The sequence below is a fragment of the Paenibacillus chibensis genome (genome assembly GCF_004001045.1).
Taxonomy (GTDB): Bacteria; Bacillota; Bacilli; order Paenibacillales; family Paenibacillaceae; genus Paenibacillus_AQ; species Paenibacillus_AQ chibensis.
On record NZ_BIMK01000039.1, the window covers coordinates 18,075 to 36,017 of the forward strand.

Here is a 17,943-nt window from a genome sequence, read left to right on the forward strand (position 1 = left end):
CATTCCCTCCTTAACCGAGAAGCTCTTCGACAGATTTGCCACGAAGTTTGGCAACCTCTTCAACACGCTTCAGACGGGACAAGCCTTCCAAAGTCGCATTGACCATGTTCATGGAGTTCGAAGAACCCAAAGATTTTGTCAAGATGTCACCTACACCAGCCAGCTCAAGTACTGCACGAACAGGACCGCCGGCGATTACTCCAGTACCTTCGGAAGCTGGTTTCAGAAGAACGCGTCCAGCACCAAAGTGACCAGTAACCAGGTGAGGAATAGTTGTTCCTACGATTGGAACGTGAATCAGGTTTTTCTTAGCATCTTCGATGCCTTTACGGATAGCGTCAGGTACTTCGCCGGCTTTACCGATGCCTGCACCGACCCAGCCTTTGCCATCACCGACAACAACCAGAGCGCTGAAGCTGAAACGGCGTCCGCCTTTTACAACTTTAGCTACACGGTTAATATTTACAACTCTTTCAGTCAGTTCTAAAGTGTTCGGATCTACACGCAAGTCGTTTACCTCCTTTTTAGAAATTCTTAGAATTCCAAGCCTGCTTCGCGTGCTGCTTCAGCCAGTGCTTGAATCCGTCCATGATACAGGTAACCTCCACGGTCGAATACAACCGCTGTGTGACCTTTTTCTTTCGCGCGCTTCGCGATCAGTTCGCCTACTTGACGAGCGGACTCAACGCTGCCGCCGTTTTTCACAGAACCGCTAAGCTCTTTATCCACTGTAGATGCGGAGACGATGGTTACGCCTGCTACGTCATCGATCAGCTGAGCATACATATGTTTAGAAGAACGGAATACGTTCAGACGTGGACGAGCTGCAGTACCTTGGATTTTCTTGCGTACACGCAGATGACGTCTGACACGTGCCTTGTTCTTATCCTGTTTTGTAATCATGACTTCCCTTTCACTCCTTTCAGTTTGCCATTACAGCTTCACTTTAAGACGCACGGGGTAAAAGACTGATAAGTTTAGAAAGCTTATTTCTTCTTACCAGCTTTACCTTCCTTACGGATGATGCGCTCGCCTTCGTACTTAATCCCTTTACCTTTGTAAGGCTCAGGCTCGCGAACGGAACGGATCTGAGCAGCGTATGCACCTACGCGCTCCTTATCGATACCGCGAACGATGATTTTCGTATTTGCAGGCACTTCGAATTCGATACCTGGTTCTGGAGTGATTTCAACGGGATGAGAGTATCCAACGTTCAGAACGATTTTATCTCCGGATTTGCTTGCACGATATCCGACCCCAACCAATTCCAGAGATTTAGAAAATCCTTCAGTAACGCCGCTCACCATGTTGCTGACAACGCTGCGAGTCGTGCCGTGAAGGGAACGATGCAGTTTGTTGTCGGATGGGCGTTCAACGAGGATCTCGTTGTTTTCCACCGTTACTTTCATATCCTTGTGAAGTTCACGAGTCAAAGTACCTTTAGGTCCTTTAACAGTGATTTCGGTATTGTTCAGTGTGATATCCACACCGCTAGGTACTGCGATTGGTTTGCGACCAATACGGGACATTTGTTGCACCTCCTTGTTTTGTGACGTGTATTACCAAACGTAGCAGACAACTTCTCCGCCAGCTTTGGATTGACGAGCTTCTTTGTCGGTCATAATCCCCTTAGAAGTGGAGATAATCGCAATTCCGAGACCGCCGAGTACACGAGGAATTTCGTTGCTCTTCGTGTAAACGCGCAGACCTGGTTTACTGATTCTTTTCAAACCGGAGATAACGCGTTCGTTGTTTGCACCATATTTCAGGAAAACACGGATAATCCCTTGTTTGTTGTCATCGATATATTCTGCATCACGGATGAAACCTTCACGCTTCAGGATTTCAGCGATTTGTTTTTTCATCGTCGAAGCAGGCATTTCTACTGTTTCGTGACGCACAGTGTTCGCGTTACGAATACGAGTAAGCATATCTGCAATTGGATCAGACATAGTCATGTGTGTAAACCTCCTTCCCGATTATAAACTTCTTACCAGCTTGCTTTTTTGACGCCAGGAATCTGGCCCTTATAAGCTAATTCACGGAAACAAATTCTGCAAATTTTGAACTTTTGCAGTACCGAATGTGGACGACCGCAACGTTCGCAGCGCGTGTAAGCACGAACTTTATATTTAGGCGCACGTTGTTGTTTTACTTTCATCGAAGTTTTTGCCACTTAGCCTGACACCTCCTAAAAATTTTCGGAGAAATGGATTTGCGAATTACTTCGCAAAAGGCATTCCCAATTGAGCGAGCAGCTCGCGGGACTCTTCGTCAGTTTTAGCCGTCGTTACGATAACGATATCCATACCACGGACTTTATCCACTTGATCATACTCGATCTCAGGGAAAATCAGTTGTTCCTTGAGGCCCAGTGTGTAGTTGCCGCGTCCGTCGAATGCTTTCGTAGACACGCCGTGGAAGTCACGTACACGTGGAAGGGTGATGTTGAACAATTTGTCCAGGAAGTAATACATGCGCTCACCGCGCAGTGTTACTTTCACACCGATCGGCATATTCTCACGCAATTTGAATCCTGCGATGGATTTTTTAGCACGAGTAATGACTGGTTTTTGGCCAGCAATCAGCTGCATATCAGTGACTGCGGAATCAAGTACTTTCGAGTTGGATACGGCATCACCCACACCCATGTTGATGACAACCTTCTCGATTTTAGGTACTTGCATTACTGTAGAATAGTTGAACTTCTGCATCAAAGCAGGAGTGATTTCGTTAAGAAAACGTTCTTTCATTCTTGCTGCCATGAATCATAAACCTCCTTTCTATAGCTCTCGATTAGTCGATAACTTCTCCGGATTTCTTAGCAACACGAACCTTTTTACCGTTATCAAGCGTTTTGTAACCCACACGAGTTACTTTTCCACTCTTCGGATCAAGATGCATCACGTTGGATACATGGATCGGTGCTTCCTGTTCAAGAATTCCGCCTTGCGGGTTCATTTGGTTCGGCTTCTGGTGTTTTTTCACCATGTTGACGCCTTCTACCAGCACTCGGTTTTCGCGAGGATAAGCTGCAATGACACGGCCTTTTTTGCCTTTGTCTTTACCGCTGATCACCATAACCGTGTCGTCTTTTTTGACGTGCAGCTTGTTATTGTGCGATTCCAGAACCTTTTTCACTTTTGGCATTTGTTACACCTCCTGCGGCTTGCCTGTAGCAAGCATAACTTGGAACGATCTATTCAATCGGTCATCCGATTCATTTGAAGTCTTAGATAACTTCCGGTGCCAAGGAAACGATTTTCATGAAGTCTTTATCACGAAGTTCGCGAGCCACTGGTCCGAAAATACGAGTTCCGCGTGGGCTCTTGTCGTCTTTAACAACAACCGCTGCGTTTTCGTCAAATGCGATGTAAGATCCGTCCTTACGGCGTACAGAACGCTTCGTACGAACCACAACAGCCTTGACTACGTCACCCTTTTTGACAACGCCGCCTGGTGTTGCTTGTTTTACAGAACAAACGATCAAATCGCCAATTGCTGCAGTACGACGACCTGTACCTCCCAATACGCGGATACACATCAGTTCCTTCGCACCGGAATTGTCAGCCACTTGCAGACGTGTAAATGGTTGAATCATTGAAATTTCCTCCTTTCGGAAAAACTGTCGCTATATCTTTAGATGATAACCGCTTTTTCAACGACTTCTACCAGTCTCCAGCGCTTGTCTTTGGAGAGCGGGCGAGTTTCCATGATTTTAACGGTATCTCCGATTTGTGCTGTATTGTTCTCATCATGCGCTTTAAATTTTTTCGTGTATTTAATGCGTTTGTGATAGAGATCATGCTTTTTGTAAGTTTCAACAGCTACAACGATGGTTTTATCCATTTTGTCACTGACAACTTTACCGATTTGCACTTTACGAGCATTGCGTTCTTCGCTCATCGTTAGCCTCCTTCCTGAATACAGGCAATAATGACTGCTTCAATTAACTAATCCCAAGTTCTCTTTCACGGATGACGGTTTTAGCACGAGCTATTTCCCTGCGCACATCACGGATCCGAGTCGGGTTATCAAGCTGTCCGGTAGCCAATTGAAAACGGAGGTTAAAGAGTTCCTCTTTAAAGCCCGCAATCTTTTGCTCAATTTCTGCAGTGGTCAAGTTACGCAGATCATTAGCTTTCATTTGCTTCACCACCCAATTCTTCACGTTTCACAAACTTCGTTTTGATCGGCAGCTTGTGAGCGGCGAGACGCATCGCTTCGCGAGCAATTTCCTCAGGCACGCCTCCAAGTTCGAACATAATCTTACCTGGTTTTACAACTGCGACCCATTTTTCCACGTTACCTTTACCGCTACCCATACGAACCTCAAGAGGCTTTTGAGTGATTGGTTTGTCCGGGAAAATTTTAATCCATACTTTACCGCCACGCTTGATGTAACGAGTCATCGCAATACGCGCTGCTTCGATTTGGCGGTTCGTGATCCAAGTTGGCTCAAGTGCTTGCAAACCGTATTCGCCGAAGTTCAGCTCGGTGCCGCCTTTTGCCATACCTTTCATGTGACCGCGTTGTTGCTTGCGGTGTTTTACACGTTTTGGTACCAACATGATTAGTTGCCTCCTTCCTGAGCTACTTGTTTCTTAGCCGTAGGAAGAACCTCTCCACGATAGATCCATACTTTTACGCCGATACGGCCGTAAGTTGTATGCGCCTCTGCTGTACCGTAGTCGATGTCAGCGCGAAGCGTATGAAGTGGAACTGTTCCTTCACTGTAGCCTTCTGTACGAGCGATTTCAGCGCCGCCAAGACGTCCGCTGACTTGAGTTTTGATCCCTTTTGCGCCGGAACGCATTGTTCTTTGGATCGCTTGTTTCAATGCACGACGGAAAGAAACGCGACGCTCCAATTGTTGTGCAATGCTTTCTGCAACCAGGATTGCATCCATGTCTGCATGTTTAATTTCAGAAATATTGATGTGAACTTTTTTACCGCCTGCAATTTTCGTAACTTGGCTGCGAAGTACCTCGACTTCGGAACCACCTTTACCGATAACCATGCCTGGTTTCGCAGTGTGGATCGTTACATTCACACGATTTGCCGCTCTCTCGATTTCGATGCGAGATACAGCAGAATCTTTCAATTTATTTTTAAGGTATTCACGAATTTTAACGTCTTCCAGCAAAAGATTTCCGAAATCTTTGCCTGCATACCATTTCGATTCCCAATCACGGATAATACCGATCCGGAGTCCGACTGGATTTACCTTTTGGCCCACACGTTATCCCTCCTTATTTTTCAGATACCACCAAAGTAATGTGGCTGGTGCGTTTATTGATTCTGCTCGCACGACCCATCGCGCGTGGACGGAATCTCTTCATGGTTGGCCCTTGGTTTACGAAAACCTGGCTAACAACCAAATTGTTAATATCCATCGAGTAGTTATGCTCAGCATTCGCAATCGCGGAGTTGAGCAGCTTCTCTACAACCAGGGAAGCCGACTTCGGAGTGTGGCGGAGAATGGCAACCGCCTCACCAACTTGCTTACCACGGATCAAGTCAATCACGAGCTTGACTTTACGAGGAGCAATACGGATCGATCTGGCATGTGCTTTTGCTTCCATTTGTTTTACCTCCTCTCAGAACAAAGAGCTTCAAATTATCTTCTTGTTTTCTTGTCATCGTCCGTATGACCTTTGTAAGTACGTGTTGGAGCGAATTCACCCAACTTGTGACCTACCATGTCTTCCGTTACGTATACAGGCACGTGTTTGCGTCCATCGTATACACCGAACGTGTGACCGATAAATTGCGGGAAAATCGTAGAGCGGCGGGACCAAGTTTTGATAACAGCTTTCTTGTTCGACTCGTTCATCACTTCTACTTTTTTCAGCAGGTACCCATCAATGAAAGGTCCTTTTTTCAAACTGCGACTCATCTATAAAATCCTCCCTTCGTCCAATCTCTCGTTACTTTCGGCACTTTACAAAGTTATGCACAATGTGCATTATTTTGTGCGGCGGCGAACGATATACTTGTCAGAAGCTTTTCCTTTTTTACGCGTTTTGTAACCAAGGGTTGGTTTGCCCCAAGGAGACATAGGCGATTTGCGTCCGATTGGAGCGCGGCCTTCACCACCACCGTGAGGGTGATCGTTAGGGTTCATGACGACACCGCGTACTTCAGGACGTTGTCCGAGCCAGCGGCTGCGGCCTGCTTTACCGATCTTGATCAGCTCGTGATCTTCGTTACCAACGGAACCGATGGTTGCGCGGCAAACTTTCAGAAGCTTACGAACTTCACCGGAAGACAAACGTACGGATACGTATTTCTCTTCTTTACCCAGAAGCTGAGCTTCGGTGCCGGCTGCACGAACCAATTGTCCGCCTTTGCCTGGCTGCAGTTCGATATTGTGGATAACAGTACCTACCGGAATATTTTCCATTGGAAGAGCGTTACCGATTTTGATGTCGGCGCTCGGTCCGGATTCAACTTTGTCTCCAACTTTCAGACCTTTAGGAGCGATGATGTAGCGCTTCTCTCCGTCTGCATAGTGGATCAGAGCGATGTTCGAAGTACGGTTCGGATCATACTCGATCGTAGCAACGGTACCTGGTATGCCGTCTTTCGTACGTTTGAAGTCGATGATACGGTATTTACGTTTGTGTCCGCCGCCGTGGTGACGAACTGTAATTTTACCTTGGTTGTTGCGGCCAGCTTTTTTGCTGAGCGGTGCAAGCAACGATTTCTCCGGCTGATTTGTCGTGATCTCTTCGAACGTAGACACGGACATGTTACGTCTCGCCGGGGATGTCGGTTTATACTTTTTAATAGGCACGTGATTTCCTCCTTACTCTACAGATTCAAAAAACTCGAGCGCTTTGCTGTCCTTGCTCAGCGTTACGATGGCTTTTTTCCACTCGGTTGTGTAACCGTTGTAGCGGCCATAACGTTTCGGCTTAGCTGGAACGCGCATAGTGTTAACGTTGGTTACTTTCACTTTGAAAATAGACTCAACGGCTTGTTTGATTTCGGTTTTGTTGGCACGAATGTCAACTTCGAAAGCATACTTAAGGTCAGCCATGAATTCAGCAGTACGTTCTGTAATCACAGGACGTTTGATAATATCACGAGGATCTTTCATTACGCGAGCACCTCCTCTACCTTCTGAACTGCTTCTTTCGTAATGATCAGCTTGTCGTACAGAAGTACGTCAAGAACATTAATGCCGTCTGCCGCTACGAATTTCACACCAGGAATATTACGAGCGGAAAGAGCCACATTATCATCATAGCTAGGAGCCACGATCAGAGCTTTACGTTCCACTTTAAGGTTGTTCAAGATACTTGCAAATTCCTTCGTTTTAGGCGTGTTCAGTGCAAGTGCATCCAGAACGATAATGTTGTTGTCGATCACTTTGGAAGACAACGCGGATTTGATCGCAAGACGACGAACCTTCTTAGGAAGCTTGAAGGAGTAGCTGCGTGGTGTTGGACCAAATACAGTACCGCCGCCTTTCCATTGTGGTGAACGGATCGAACCTTGACGAGCACGGCCTGTGCCTTTTTGTTTCCAAGGCTTACGTCCGCCGCCGCGTACTTCAGAACGGCCTTTCACTTTATGTGTACCGCGACGCAAAGACGCTCTTTGCAGCAATACAGCTTGGTTCATGACATGAACGTTAGGTTCGATACCGAACACAGCGTCGTTCAGTTCCAATTCTTCAACTTGGCTTCCGCTGACATTAAACACGGATACTTTTGGCATTTTTTGTTCCTCCTTTCCTTAGGTGATTATTTTTTCACCGTTTCATTGATTTTCACGAAACTATTCTTAGGTCCTGGGATTGCGCCTTTGATCAGCAGTACATTGCGTTCTGCGTCAACTTTAACGATCTCAAGCTTTTGAACCGTTACGGTTACGTTACCCATTTGTCCTGGAAGGTGTTTGCCTTTAGGAACACGGTTTGCTTGGATGGAGCCCATGGAACCTGGTCCACGATGGTAACGGGAGCCGTGCGCCATTGGTCCGCGGCTTTGTCCCCAACGTTTGATGTTACCTTGGAAACCTTTACCTTTAGAAGTACCAGTCACGTCAACATATTCGCCTTCTGCAAAAATATCAGCTTTCAGCTCTTGGCCAACCTCGTATGCCCCGAGGTCAACACCGCGAACTTCGCGAACGTAGCGCTTAGGTGCAGTATTAGCCTTTTTGGCATGACCTGCTTCAGGTTTGTTGGATCTGCTTTCTTTCTTATCGGAGAAACCGATTTGGATCGCTTCGTATCCATCGTTCTCGACATCTTTCTTTTGCAGAACAACACAAGGACCTGCTTCGATAACCGTTACAGGAATTACGTTACCTTCTGGGGTAAACACTTGAGTCATTCCGAGTTTTTTTCCTAAGATACCTTTCATGTTGACACCTCTTTTCTCTTCTTAATTCAGAAATTACAATTTGATTTCGATATCTACACCGGACGGCAGGTCCAAGCGCATAAGAGCATCCACAGTTTGTGGAGTTGGGTTTACAATGTCGATCAGACGCTTATGAGTGCGCATTTCGAATTGTTCCCGAGAATCCTTATACTTGTGTACCGCACGGAGAATGGTAATGATTTGTTTTTCAGTTGGAAGCGGAATCGGTCCGGATACACCTGCACCAGAACGTTTCGCAGTTTCAACAATTTTCTCAGCGGATTGATCAAGAATTCTGTGATCGTAAGCTTTCAAACGAATACGAATTTTTTGCTTTGCCATTTTAGTCCCTCCTTCTATCGCCCAATTTGGTATCGGACATACTCCGTGAAAATTTTCTGACTCACTGCTCCATGGCAAAGGGGCCGGGTGTGTCAGTAACCTCTCACATCATCGCAACGTCTCAGAACAACATTCACTATTATATAGAAAGAATGGGTACATTGCAAGCTTTAAATGAAACTTACCTTAATCTTGATGAATAATCGATTTTTCTTTCATTATATAGATTTTAAAGCAGCTTCAATGCCTCTTTGAATCGGTCATCCGACGCTGCAGCTTGGGTTGTCGATAAACCGATTCCTTCTATTGTATAGATCTACGTTCGGATCTGTTCTTCTGCGGATATCATTCCATCTGCGCTGTATGCATCGCATCCTCAATATCGGCAAAATTCTTCATCGCGATTCTTTATCCCCGGAGAACGTGATACCAATACGTTCTGAGCTTTACATAGACTTCTCCAATAAAATATAAAGAAGATGCCTCTCAACGTGAGAAGCATCTTCTTGTCTTTCGTTTACGTCATCTCGTTACTCGTTACAGCACACTGTTGCTTTTATCGGAAATTAAGGCAGAAGCCTTAATTATTTGGAGATTGTTGCTACTGCGCCAGCGCCAACTGTACGTCCGCCTTCACGAATAGAGAACTTTGTTCCTTCTTCGATCGCGATTGGAGCAATCAGTTGAACTGTTACAGTGATGTTGTCGCCAGGCATTACCATTTCGGAACCTTCTGGCAGGTTGATGATACCTGTTACGTCAGTTGTACGGAAGTAGAACTGTGGACGGTATCCAGTGAAGAAAGGCTTATGACGGCCACCTTCTTCTTTAGTCAGAACGTAGATTTGAGCAGAGAATTCAGTGTGAGGCTTAACTGAACCTGGCTTAGCCAGTACTTGACCACGTTCGATTTGTGCACGGTCTACACCACGAAGCAGGGCTCCGATGTTGTCACCAGCTTGAGCGGAATCAAGCAATTTGCGGAACATTTCTACGCCAGTTACGACGGATTTTCTGGACTCTTCAGCGATACCAACGATTTCGATTTCATCGCCGACTTTAACAGTACCACGTTCTACACGGCCTGTAGCAACGGTACCGCGACCAGTGATGGAGAATACGTCCTCGACAGGCATAAGGAAAGGCTTGTCAGTGTCGCGTTCTGGAGTTGGGATGTACTCGTCGATGATGTTGAACATTTCAACGATTTTTTGAGCCCACTCGCCATCTGGGTTTTGCAGAGCTTCACGAGCAGAACCTTGGATGATTGGAGTGTCGTCGCCTGGGAATTCATATTCGTTCAGGAGATCGCGTACTTCCATTTCAACCAGTTCAAGCAGTTCAGCGTCTTCAACCATGTCGCATTTGTTCAAGAATACAACGATGTAAGGAACGCCTACTTGGCGGGACAACAGGATGTGTTCGCGAGTTTGCGGCATAGGGCCGTCAGCTGCGGATACAACCAGGATCGCTCCGTCCATTTGAGCAGCGCCAGTGATCATGTTTTTAACATAGTCGGCGTGTCCAGGGCAGTCAACGTGTGCGTAGTGACGAGCAGGTGTTTCGTATTCTACGTGAGCTGTGGAGATTGTGATACCGCGCTCGCGCTCTTCTGGAGCTTTGTCGATTTGGTCGAATGCTACAGCAGCACCACCGTAAGTTTTGGACAATACAGTTGTGATAGCAGCAGTCAGAGTAGTTTTACCATGGTCAACGTGACCGATAGTACCGATGTTAACGTGCGGTTTGTTACGTTCAAATTTAGCCTTTGCCATTTTGAACAATTCCTCCTTAAATGGAATAATGTTTTGTATGTTTGTGCTGACCGGTACTTATGCAGGTTGTCTTGGATGTTGAATGTTCCGGTCAGTCTTAAAAACGTTGGTTAGCTTATTCAGCAGAACCTTTGGACTTGGATACGATCTCTTCAGAGATGTTCTTAGGAACTTCTTCGTAGTGAGAGAGCTCCATGGAGAACACACCGCGTCCTTGGGTACCGGAACGAAGAGTTGTCGAGTATCCGAACATTTCGGACAGAGGCACCTTCGCACGGATGATTTGAGCACCGGAACGGGAATCCATACCTTCGATCCGTCCACGGCGGGAGTTCAGCATACCCATTACGTCACCCATGTATTCTTCAGGGACTGTAACTTCGACTTTCATGATTGGCTCGAGCAGGACAGGCTTACACTTGTCTTTAGCCGCTTTAAGCGCCATGGAACCGGCAATCTTAAACGCCATTTCATTGGAGTCGACATCATGGTAGGAACCGTCTACGATTGTAGCTTTAACGTCTACAAGCGGGAAGCCGGCGAGTACACCATTCTTCATGGCTTCCTCGATACCATTCAGAGCTGGCTGAATGTATTCTCTTGGTACGGAACCACCGACGATTTTGCTGTCGAATATGCTGCCAGTACCTGCTTCGAGAGGTTCGAACTCAACCCATACGTGACCGTATTGACCACGACCACCGGACTGACGAACGAATTTACCTTCGACGCGAGCTGGTTGACGGAAGGTTTCGCGGTAAGCAACCTGTGGTTTACCCACATTGGTTTCTACTTTGAACTCACGACGCATACGGTCAATGATGATATCAAGGTGAAGCTCACCCATACCAGCCAGGATTGTTTGACCAGTTTCCTCATCTGTATGAGCACGCAGCGTAGGATCTTCTTCTGTCAATTTGCCCAAAGCAACGCCCATTTTGTCTTGGTCGGCTTTGGTTTTTGGTTCTACGGCAATCTCGATAACCGGATCCGGGAAGTTCATGGATTCCAGAATTACCGGAGCCTTTTCATCACAAAGCGTGTCGCCTGTGCCAGTATCTTTCAAACCTACGGCAGCTGCGATATCACCGGAGTAAACTTCGCTGATCTCTTGACGGCTGTTCGCATGCATTTGAAGAATACGGCCAATACGTTCACGTTTGCCTTTGGTTGCATTCAATACGTAAGAACCGGATTGAAGAATACCGGAGTATACGCGGAAGAATGTCAATTTACCAACATAAGGGTCAGTCATGATTTTAAATGCCAGAGCTGCGAACGGTTCTTCGTCGGAAGAATGACGTTCAACTTCAGTTCCGTCTTCCAGATGACCCTGAATAGCTGGAACGTCAACAGGAGCTGGCAGGTAATCGATAACTGCGTCCAGCATCAGCTGAACCCCTTTGTTACGGTAAGAAGATCCACAGATAACCGGGAAGATCTTAACTTCTACAACACCTTTACGGAGTGCAGCTTTCAGTTCTGGAATTGTAATTTCTTCGCCTTCCAGATACTTCATTGTCAGTTCTTCGTCGAGTTCTGCAACCTTCTCGATCAGTTCTGCGCGAAGCTCTTCGACTTTGTCTTTGAACTCTGCAGGAACTTCGGTTTCTTCGATATCTTGACCCAGGTCATCTTTGTACATGTAAGCTTTTTGCTCAACGATGTCGATGATGCCTTTGAAGTCATTTTCCGCACCGATTGGCAGTTGAATAGCAACTGCGTTCGCTTGCAGACGGTCGCGCATATCCGCAACTACGTTCAGATAGTCGGCACCGATAATATCCATTTTGTTTACGTATGCGATCCGTGGTACGCCATAACGATCAGCCTGTCTCCATACGGTTTCAGACTGAGGTTCAACGCCCTCTTTCGCACTGAAAACGCCTACTGCCCCATCCAATACACGAAGGGAACGTTCAACTTCAACAGTGAAGTCAACGTGCCCCGGGGTGTCAATGATATTTACGCGGTGACCTTTCCAAGAAGCGGTCGTCGCAGCGGAAGTAATCGTGATCCCGCGCTCCTGTTCTTGCTCCATCCAGTCCATTGTTGCCGCACCTTCGTGAACTTCACCGATTTTGTGCGTACGGCCTGTGTAGAACAAGATCCGCTCTGTAGTGGTCGTTTTACCAGCGTCAATATGAGCCATGATCCCGATATTACGTGTATTTTTCAAGGAGAACTCTCTTGCCATGAAATAGTCTCCCTTCAAAATTGAAGTGTAATATGTTGAACTGAATCCTACCAGCGGTAGTGTGCAAACGCTTTGTTCGCTTCAGCCATTTTGTGTGTATCTTCGCGTTTCTTAACGGAAGCGCCTGTGTTGTTGGAAGCATCGATAATCTCAGCCGCCAAACGCTCTTCCATGGTTTTTTCACCGCGGTTGCGGGAGTAGTTTACGAGCCAACGAAGACCGAGAGCAGTACGTCTCTCTGGTTTAACTTCGATCGGCACCTGGTAGTTCGCACCGCCGACACGGCGAGCTTTAACTTCCAGAACTGGCATGATGTTTTTGATTGCTGCTTCAAACACTTCCATAGGATCTTTACCTGTACGCTCTTGAATCAACTTGAACGAATTGTAAAGAATGCTTTGAGCAACACCTCTTTTACCATCCAGCATAATGCGGTTGATCAGACGAGTAACCAGCTTGCTGTTGTACACCGGATCTGGCAGCACGTCTCTTTTGGTAACTGGACCTTTGCGTGGCATGGATATCCCCCTTTCTTACGTCATGAACTCTTATAAGATTTATTACGATTTTTTAGCTTTTGGACGCTTAGCGCCGTATTTGGAACGAGCCTGCATACGGTTGTTCACACCAGCTGTATCAAGTGCGCCGCGAACGATGTGGTAACGTACACCCGGAAGGTCTTTTACCCGTCCACCGCGAACCAATACCACGCTGTGCTCTTGCAGGTTGTGTCCGATCCCCGGAATGTAAGCTGTCACCTCGATGCGGTTCGTCAAGCGAACACGGGCATATTTACGAAGTGCGGAGTTCGGTTTCTTCGGAGTCATTGTACCTACACGGGTGCAAACTCCACGTTTTTGAGGAGCGCTCAAATCCGTATCTTCACGCTTCAGAGCGTTATATCCTTTCTGCAGAGCAGGGGATTTCGATTTGTAGATTTTTGCTTGACGTCCTTTGCGAACCAGTTGGTTAATTGTTGGCATTCTAGCCACCCCCTTCCAATATGATTATTCTCGTTACAAACCTCATTTTAAGTCCACAGACCCAGGCGGTTCATAAAAGAACAAATGAAAAGTTTTTGCCGAGAGAAGTTGACCCTTCTCTAACAAAAACGTTCCTTACAGTTTGAACTTACGTTCATTCCATATCGCTATGGTTTAATGATGGCAGCCATGGCTGCACCCACTTCAATACCACATGCTTTCCCCAGATGTACCATGGAGTCCACATAGGTGATCTTCACGCCGTGCTTGCTGCACAAGCTTTCGATCTTGGAAATGAGCCGGTGTTCCGCATCTTCGGCTACATATACTTCAGCAGCCTGGCCCAACTCCACAAGCTTCATGGTTTGTTTGGCCCCGATCTTTACATGAGCATCCTGTAATCCTTTATCATTAGACATCTTTACGATTCCTCCAAAAGCACAGGGGTGTTACTACTCACGCACCTTTGATATATTAGCACCTGCATTAGTCGATGTCAAGAACATCTAACTATTAATTTTCGATATACGATTCAAAAAATAGATGAACCGGCACTTGCCGCATGATATACCGAGAATCAAAAAGCTCTCGCGGAGAAAGCCGGAAACCCGGCAATCACCGCTGGCTTTTCAGATTTATGCTTTACTCTACAGTAGCAGTTTCCAATTCCTTGGAGCTGCCCTCTTCCGCATTCGGATCATCGAATTTGACGCTGCGGTAACGGTTCATACCCGTACCTGCAGGGATCAATTTACCGATGATGACATTTTCTTTCAGGCCGAGCAGCTGGTCGACTTTGCCTTTGATGGCAGCATCGGTCAGCACGCGCGTTGTTTCCTGGAAGGATGCGGCAGACAAGAAGGAGTCTGTTTCCAAGGAAGCTTTGGTAATACCGAGCAGGACAGGTTTGGCTACAGCCGGTTCCTTGCCGCTCAGGATCGCTTCTTTGTTCGCTGCTTCGTATTCATGCATGTCGCTGAATGATCCTGGCAGAAGCGTTGTATCTCCGGCATCGACGATGCGGATCTTACGCAGCATCTGCTTGATCATGACTTCGACGTGCTTGTCGTTGATTTCTACGCCCTGGTTTCGGTAAACGCGCTGAACTTCCTGAAGGATATAGTTCTGCACGCCGCGGATGCCTTTGATGCGCAGCATTTCTTTAGGGTCGATCGAACCTTCGGTCAACTCGTCGCCAGCCTCGATTTCCTGGCCTTCGCTTACGCGCAGACGGGAACCGTAAGTGACGGAGTATACCTTGGTTTCAGCTTCGCCTTGAACTTCGATCTCGCGGCGGTCTTTGCCTTCGCGAATCTCTTTAACCACGCCGTCGATCTCACTGATCGTCGCTTGACCTTTCGGATTCCGGGCTTCAAAGAGCTCCTGGATACGCGGAAGACCCTGCGTGATATCGTCACCTGCTACACCGCCGGTATGGAAGGTACGCATGGTGAGCTGGGTTCCCGGTTCACCGATCGATTGGGCAGCGATAATGCCGACTGCTTCACCGATTTCGACGAATTTACCGGTAGCCAGGTTACGTCCATAGCACTTCTTACATACACCGTGACGGGCACGGCAGCTGAGCACGGAACGGATTTGCAGTTTGGTAACGCCGGAGTTTACGATCAGGTTCGCTTTGTCCGAATCGATCAGCTCGTTGCGGTGAACCAAAATTTCTTTGGTTTCCGGATGGCGAACCGTTTCGAAGCAATAACGTCCCTCGATACGATCGTAAAGATCCTCGATAACCTCTTTACCGTCTTGAATCCGGCTGACGGTGAAGCCTTTATCGGTACCGCAGTCTTCCTCGCGCACAATCACGTCCTGCGCTACGTCAACCAGACGGCGGGTCAAGTAACCGGAGTCAGCGGTACGAAGCGCTGTATCCGCCAGACCTTTCCGCGCGCCGTGTGTGGACAGGAAGTACTCGAGGACGGTAAGTCCTTCACGGAAGTTCGATTTGATTGGGAGCTCGATGATCCGACCCGACGGATTGGCCATCAGACCCCGCATACCGCCCAGCTGGGTGATCTGCGATTTGTTACCCCGCGCTTTGGAGTCAACCATGAGCATGATGGAGTTGAAGCGATCCATCGATTTCATGAGGACTTCGGTAATATCGTCCTTGGCTTTGGACCAAATATCGATAACACGGTCATAACGTTCTTCGTTGGTGATGAGGCCACGACGGTATTGGTTGGTTACAACCGCTACCTTGTCGTCGGATTCCTTCAGAATCGCTTGCTTCTCTTCAGGCACGATAACGTCGGATACCGCTACGGTTACGCCGGCACGGGTAGAATATGTGAATCCGAGCTGTTTGATTTTATCCAGAATAACAGAGGTTTCTGTCGTATGGTAAATTTCAAAGCAGCGTGCAATGATTTGTCCGAGATACTCTTTGCCGACAGCGTTGCTGATCGGAAGAGCGTCCATGCGTTCACGGATGTCCACGCCTTTTTCATACACGAAGTATTTCTCAGGCGTGCCGTTGAACAGATTGTCGCGAGTCGCTTCGTTAATGTACGGGAAGCTGCTCGGGAAAATCTCGTTGAAGATGATGCGTCCAACCGTCGTCAGGAGCATAGCATCCTGCTGCTTATCCGTAAAGCTGGTTTTACCCAGGGCTTTGACAGGGATGGCAACACGGGCATGCAGACCTGCGGAACCGCGCTGATAAGCAGATACGGCTTCGTTAACGGTACGAAGAATCATGCCGCTGCCCTTCTCTTCCTTGTTATCCATCGTGAGATAGAAGGAACCAAGGACCATATCCTGGGAAGGGGTAACGACCGGTTTACCGTCTTTCGGGTTCAGGATGTTACCGGATGCCAGCATCAGAATGCGGGCTTCGGCCTGAGCTTCGGCAGACAGCGGAACGTGAACCGCCATTTGGTCACCGTCAAAGTCGGCATTGTACGCCGTACATACGAGCGGGTGAAGACGGATCGCGTGACCTTCAACCAGAATCGGTTCGAAGGCTTGAATACCCAAGCGGTGAAGCGTCGGTGCACGGTTCAGCAGTACTGGATGCTCCTTGATGACTTCTTCGAGGACATCCCATACTTCCGGACTTACACGTTCAACTTTGCGTTTAGCACTCTTGATGTTATGGGCAAGGCCTTTATTGACCAGTTCTTTCATGACAAACGGTTTGAACAGCTCAAGCGCCATTTTCTTAGGCAGACCGCATTGGTACATTTTCAGGTACGGTCCAACGACGATAACGGAACGGCCGGAGTAGTCTACGCGTTTACCGAGCAGGTTTTGACGGAAACGTCCTTGTTTACCTTTCAGCATATGGCTGAGGGATTTGAGAGGACGGTTACCAGGACCCGTTACAGGACGTCCGCGGCGGCCGTTATCGATCAAGGCGTCAACAGCTTCCTGCAGCATACGTTTTTCGTTCTGCACGATGATGTCAGGCGCGCCAAGATCGAGCAGGCGTTTCAGACGATTGTTACGGTTGATCACGCGGCGGTACAAGTCATTGAGGTCAGACGTCGCAAAACGTCCGCCATCCAGCTGTACCATCGGGCGAAGTTCCGGAGGAATGACCGGAAGAACGTCCATGATCATCCATTCCGGCTTGTTGCCGGAATTGCGGAATGCTTCGATAACTTCAAGGCGTTTGATCGCACGGTTGCGGCGTTGGCCTTGAGCCGTACGAAGCTCTTCTTTAAGGAATTCGAGTTCTTTGTCGATATCGAGATCCTGAAGAAGCTTTTTGATGGCTTCCGCACCCATGCCCGCCTGGAATCCGTAGCCGTATTTTTCACGGTAGCTGCGATATTCTTTTTCAGACAGAAGCTGTTTCTTCTCCAGAGGCGTATCTCCTGGATCGGTTACAACATAAGATGCAAAGTAAATGATCTCTTCCAAAGATCTTGGAGACATATCCAAAGCGAGACCCATACGGCTCGGAATGCCTTTAAAGTACCAGATATGGGATACAGGAGCTGCCAGCTCAATATGGCCCATCCGTTCGCGGCGAACCTTCGCGCGGGTAACTTCAACGCCGCAGCGATCGCAGACAACGCCTTTATAACGGACACGCTTATATTTACCGCAATGGCATTCCCAGTCTTTTTGCGGTCCAAAAATACGTTCGCAGAACAGGCCTTCTTTCTCCGGTTTCAGCGTACGGTAATTGATGGTTTCCGGTTTTTTTACTTCTCCGCGGGACCATGAACGAATTTTTTCCGGGGATGCAAGCCCGATTTTCATGAATTCGAAATTGTTTACGTCCAACAAGGAGCAACCCT

Annotated in this window: 25 protein-coding genes; all 25 read right to left on the reverse strand. The window is 47.6% G+C overall.

Translation table 11 applies throughout. From position 1 onward, the window contains the following. Positions 1-10 precede the first annotated feature (10 nt). A complete protein-coding gene (gene rpsE, locus PCH05_RS23505; protein WP_036712609.1) occupies positions 11-508 on the reverse strand; it encodes a 30S ribosomal protein S5 in 498 nt (165 codons plus the stop codon). A gap of 26 nt (positions 509-534) precedes the next feature. Beyond that, on the reverse strand, positions 535-903 hold the full coding sequence (gene rplR, locus PCH05_RS23510; RefSeq protein ID WP_127606505.1) for a 50S ribosomal protein L18: 369 nt from the start codon (positions 901-903) through the stop codon (positions 535-537). An 83-nt stretch (positions 904-986) separates the two neighbouring features. Beyond that, complete coding sequence (gene rplF / locus PCH05_RS23515; protein ID WP_127606507.1) at positions 987-1,529, reverse strand: 50S ribosomal protein L6; 543 nt, start codon at positions 1,527-1,529, stop codon at positions 987-989. Positions 1,530-1,559: 30 nt separating this feature from the next. After that, the gene (gene rpsH, locus PCH05_RS23520; RefSeq protein WP_127606510.1) at positions 1,560-1,958 is read right to left on the reverse strand and encodes a 30S ribosomal protein S8; all 399 of its coding nucleotides are present in this window, start codon (positions 1,956-1,958) and stop codon (positions 1,560-1,562) included. A gap of 32 nt (positions 1,959-1,990) precedes the next feature. Continuing rightward, positions 1,991-2,176 (reverse strand): type Z 30S ribosomal protein S14, encoded by a 186-nt coding sequence (locus tag PCH05_RS23525; protein WP_127606512.1) that lies wholly within the window; start codon positions 2,174-2,176, stop codon positions 1,991-1,993. A 46-nt stretch (positions 2,177-2,222) separates the two neighbouring features. Continuing rightward, positions 2,223-2,765, reverse strand: a complete 543-nt coding sequence (gene rplE / locus PCH05_RS23530; protein ID WP_127606514.1) for a 50S ribosomal protein L5 — start codon at positions 2,763-2,765, stop codon at positions 2,223-2,225. Positions 2,766-2,796: 31 nt separating this feature from the next. Further along, the gene (rplX, locus tag PCH05_RS23535; protein WP_218030545.1) at positions 2,797-3,150 is read right to left on the reverse strand and encodes a 50S ribosomal protein L24; all 354 of its coding nucleotides are present in this window, start codon (positions 3,148-3,150) and stop codon (positions 2,797-2,799) included. A gap of 82 nt (positions 3,151-3,232) precedes the next feature. Further along, entirely contained in the window at positions 3,233-3,601 is a 369-nt protein-coding gene (gene rplN / locus PCH05_RS23540; RefSeq protein WP_036712594.1) for a 50S ribosomal protein L14, read from the reverse strand. A 38-nt stretch (positions 3,602-3,639) separates the two neighbouring features. Beyond that, positions 3,640-3,906, reverse strand: a complete 267-nt coding sequence (gene rpsQ / locus PCH05_RS23545; RefSeq protein WP_025336666.1) for a 30S ribosomal protein S17 — start codon at positions 3,904-3,906, stop codon at positions 3,640-3,642. Positions 3,907-3,949: 43 nt separating this feature from the next. Then, entirely contained in the window at positions 3,950-4,147 is a 198-nt protein-coding gene (gene rpmC / locus PCH05_RS23550; RefSeq protein WP_036712586.1) for a 50S ribosomal protein L29, read from the reverse strand. After that, complete coding sequence (rplP, locus tag PCH05_RS23555; RefSeq protein WP_127606516.1) at positions 4,137-4,571, reverse strand: 50S ribosomal protein L16; 435 nt, start codon at positions 4,569-4,571, stop codon at positions 4,137-4,139. The genes rpmC and rplP overlap by 11 nt, the downstream gene beginning before the upstream one ends. 2 nt (positions 4,572-4,573) lie before the next feature. Further along, positions 4,574-5,239: a 30S ribosomal protein S3 gene (rpsC, locus tag PCH05_RS23560; protein WP_127606518.1), complete on the reverse strand. Its 666-nt coding sequence runs from the start codon at positions 5,237-5,239 to the stop codon at positions 4,574-4,576. A 13-nt stretch (positions 5,240-5,252) separates the two neighbouring features. Further along, complete coding sequence (gene rplV / locus PCH05_RS23565; protein WP_127606520.1) at positions 5,253-5,585, reverse strand: 50S ribosomal protein L22; 333 nt, start codon at positions 5,583-5,585, stop codon at positions 5,253-5,255. 35 nt (positions 5,586-5,620) lie between these two features. After that, entirely contained in the window at positions 5,621-5,899 is a 279-nt protein-coding gene (gene rpsS / locus PCH05_RS23570; protein WP_076176739.1) for a 30S ribosomal protein S19, read from the reverse strand. Between the two features lie 69 nt (positions 5,900-5,968). Then, the gene (rplB, locus tag PCH05_RS23575) at positions 5,969-6,799 is read right to left on the reverse strand and encodes a 50S ribosomal protein L2 (protein ID WP_127606522.1); all 831 of its coding nucleotides are present in this window, start codon (positions 6,797-6,799) and stop codon (positions 5,969-5,971) included. 12 nt (positions 6,800-6,811) lie between these two features. Further along, entirely contained in the window at positions 6,812-7,105 is a 294-nt protein-coding gene (gene rplW, locus PCH05_RS23580) for a 50S ribosomal protein L23 (RefSeq protein ID WP_127606524.1), read from the reverse strand. Beyond that, the gene (gene rplD / locus PCH05_RS23585; RefSeq protein ID WP_127606526.1) at positions 7,105-7,728 is read right to left on the reverse strand and encodes a 50S ribosomal protein L4; all 624 of its coding nucleotides are present in this window, start codon (positions 7,726-7,728) and stop codon (positions 7,105-7,107) included. Before rplD ends, rplW begins: the two co-directional genes overlap by 1 nt. 26 nt (positions 7,729-7,754) lie before the next feature. After that, complete coding sequence (gene rplC, locus PCH05_RS23590; RefSeq protein WP_127606528.1) at positions 7,755-8,378, reverse strand: 50S ribosomal protein L3; 624 nt, start codon at positions 8,376-8,378, stop codon at positions 7,755-7,757. A 33-nt stretch (positions 8,379-8,411) separates the two neighbouring features. Then, complete coding sequence (gene rpsJ, locus PCH05_RS23595; protein WP_005544556.1) at positions 8,412-8,720, reverse strand: 30S ribosomal protein S10; 309 nt, start codon at positions 8,718-8,720, stop codon at positions 8,412-8,414. Positions 8,721-9,304: 584 nt separating this feature from the next. Then, entirely contained in the window at positions 9,305-10,495 is a 1,191-nt protein-coding gene (tuf, locus tag PCH05_RS23600; RefSeq protein ID WP_127606530.1) for an elongation factor Tu, read from the reverse strand. Positions 10,496-10,610: 115 nt separating this feature from the next. Further along, entirely contained in the window at positions 10,611-12,692 is a 2,082-nt protein-coding gene (fusA, locus tag PCH05_RS23605) for an elongation factor G (protein ID WP_127606532.1), read from the reverse strand. A 47-nt stretch (positions 12,693-12,739) separates the two neighbouring features. Next, positions 12,740-13,210 carry a 30S ribosomal protein S7 gene (gene rpsG, locus PCH05_RS23610; protein ID WP_127606534.1) on the reverse strand — a complete coding sequence of 157 codons (471 nt, stop codon included), beginning with the start codon at positions 13,208-13,210 and terminating at the stop codon, positions 12,740-12,742. 42 nt (positions 13,211-13,252) lie between these two features. Beyond that, positions 13,253-13,675 (reverse strand): 30S ribosomal protein S12, encoded by a 423-nt coding sequence (gene rpsL / locus PCH05_RS23615; RefSeq protein ID WP_127606536.1) that lies wholly within the window; start codon positions 13,673-13,675, stop codon positions 13,253-13,255. Positions 13,676-13,842: 167 nt separating this feature from the next. Further along, positions 13,843-14,094, reverse strand: coding sequence for a ribosomal L7Ae/L30e/S12e/Gadd45 family protein (locus PCH05_RS23620; protein ID WP_127606538.1), 252 nt, complete (start codon positions 14,092-14,094; stop codon positions 13,843-13,845). 223 nt (positions 14,095-14,317) lie between these two features. Further along, positions 14,318-17,932 carry a DNA-directed RNA polymerase subunit beta' gene (gene rpoC, locus PCH05_RS23625; RefSeq protein WP_127606540.1) on the reverse strand — a complete coding sequence of 1,205 codons (3,615 nt, stop codon included), beginning with the start codon at positions 17,930-17,932 and terminating at the stop codon, positions 14,318-14,320. Between the last annotated feature and the right edge of the window lie 11 nt (positions 17,933-17,943).

What these genes read in the sequence shown, in the direction of transcription:
- rplN (WP_036712594.1), bottom strand. Translation starts at nt 3,601, where the DNA reads ATGATTCAACCATTTACACGTCTGCAAGTGGCTGACAATTCCGGTGCG.
- rplE (WP_127606514.1), bottom strand. Translation starts at nt 2,765, where the DNA reads ATGGCAGCAAGAATGAAAGAACGTTTTCTTAACGAAATCACTCCTGCT.
- rplF (WP_127606507.1), bottom strand. Translation starts at nt 1,529, where the DNA reads ATGTCCCGTATTGGTCGCAAACCAATCGCAGTACCTAGCGGTGTGGAT.
- rplR (WP_127606505.1), bottom strand. Translation starts at nt 903, where the DNA reads ATGATTACAAAACAGGATAAGAACAAGGCACGTGTCAGACGTCATCTG.
- rpsL (WP_127606536.1), bottom strand. Translation starts at nt 13,675, where the DNA reads ATGCCAACAATTAACCAACTGGTTCGCAAAGGACGTCAAGCAAAAATC.
- rplC (WP_127606528.1), bottom strand. Translation starts at nt 8,378, where the DNA reads ATGAAAGGTATCTTAGGAAAAAAACTCGGAATGACTCAAGTGTTTACC.
- rplX (WP_218030545.1), bottom strand. Translation starts at nt 3,150, where the DNA reads ATGCCAAAAGTGAAAAAGGTTCTGGAATCGCACAATAACAAGCTGCAC.
- rplW (WP_127606524.1), bottom strand. Translation starts at nt 7,105, where the DNA reads ATGAAAGATCCTCGTGATATTATCAAACGTCCTGTGATTACAGAACGT.
- rpmC (WP_036712586.1), bottom strand. Translation starts at nt 4,147, where the DNA reads ATGAAAGCTAATGATCTGCGTAACTTGACCACTGCAGAAATTGAGCAA.
- rpsJ (WP_005544556.1), bottom strand. Translation starts at nt 8,720, where the DNA reads ATGGCAAAGCAAAAAATTCGTATTCGTTTGAAAGCTTACGATCACAGA.
- rpsS (WP_076176739.1), bottom strand. Translation starts at nt 5,899, where the DNA reads ATGAGTCGCAGTTTGAAAAAAGGACCTTTCATTGATGGGTACCTGCTG.
- rpsG (WP_127606534.1), bottom strand. Translation starts at nt 13,210, where the DNA reads ATGCCACGCAAAGGTCCAGTTACCAAAAGAGACGTGCTGCCAGATCCG.
- rpsQ (WP_025336666.1), bottom strand. Translation starts at nt 3,906, where the DNA reads ATGAGCGAAGAACGCAATGCTCGTAAAGTGCAAATCGGTAAAGTTGTC.
- rplV (WP_127606520.1), bottom strand. Translation starts at nt 5,585, where the DNA reads ATGGAAGCAAAAGCACATGCCAGATCGATCCGTATTGCTCCTCGTAAA.
- PCH05_RS23620 (WP_127606538.1), bottom strand. Translation starts at nt 14,094, where the DNA reads ATGTCTAATGATAAAGGATTACAGGATGCTCATGTAAAGATCGGGGCC.
- rplD (WP_127606526.1), bottom strand. Translation starts at nt 7,728, where the DNA reads ATGCCAAAAGTATCCGTGTTTAATGTCAGCGGAAGCCAAGTTGAAGAA.
- tuf (WP_127606530.1), bottom strand. Translation starts at nt 10,495, where the DNA reads ATGGCAAAGGCTAAATTTGAACGTAACAAACCGCACGTTAACATCGGT.
- rplP (WP_127606516.1), bottom strand. Translation starts at nt 4,571, where the DNA reads ATGTTGGTACCAAAACGTGTAAAACACCGCAAGCAACAACGCGGTCAC.
- fusA (WP_127606532.1), bottom strand. Translation starts at nt 12,692, where the DNA reads ATGGCAAGAGAGTTCTCCTTGAAAAATACACGTAATATCGGGATCATG.
- rpsH (WP_127606510.1), bottom strand. Translation starts at nt 1,958, where the DNA reads ATGACTATGTCTGATCCAATTGCAGATATGCTTACTCGTATTCGTAAC.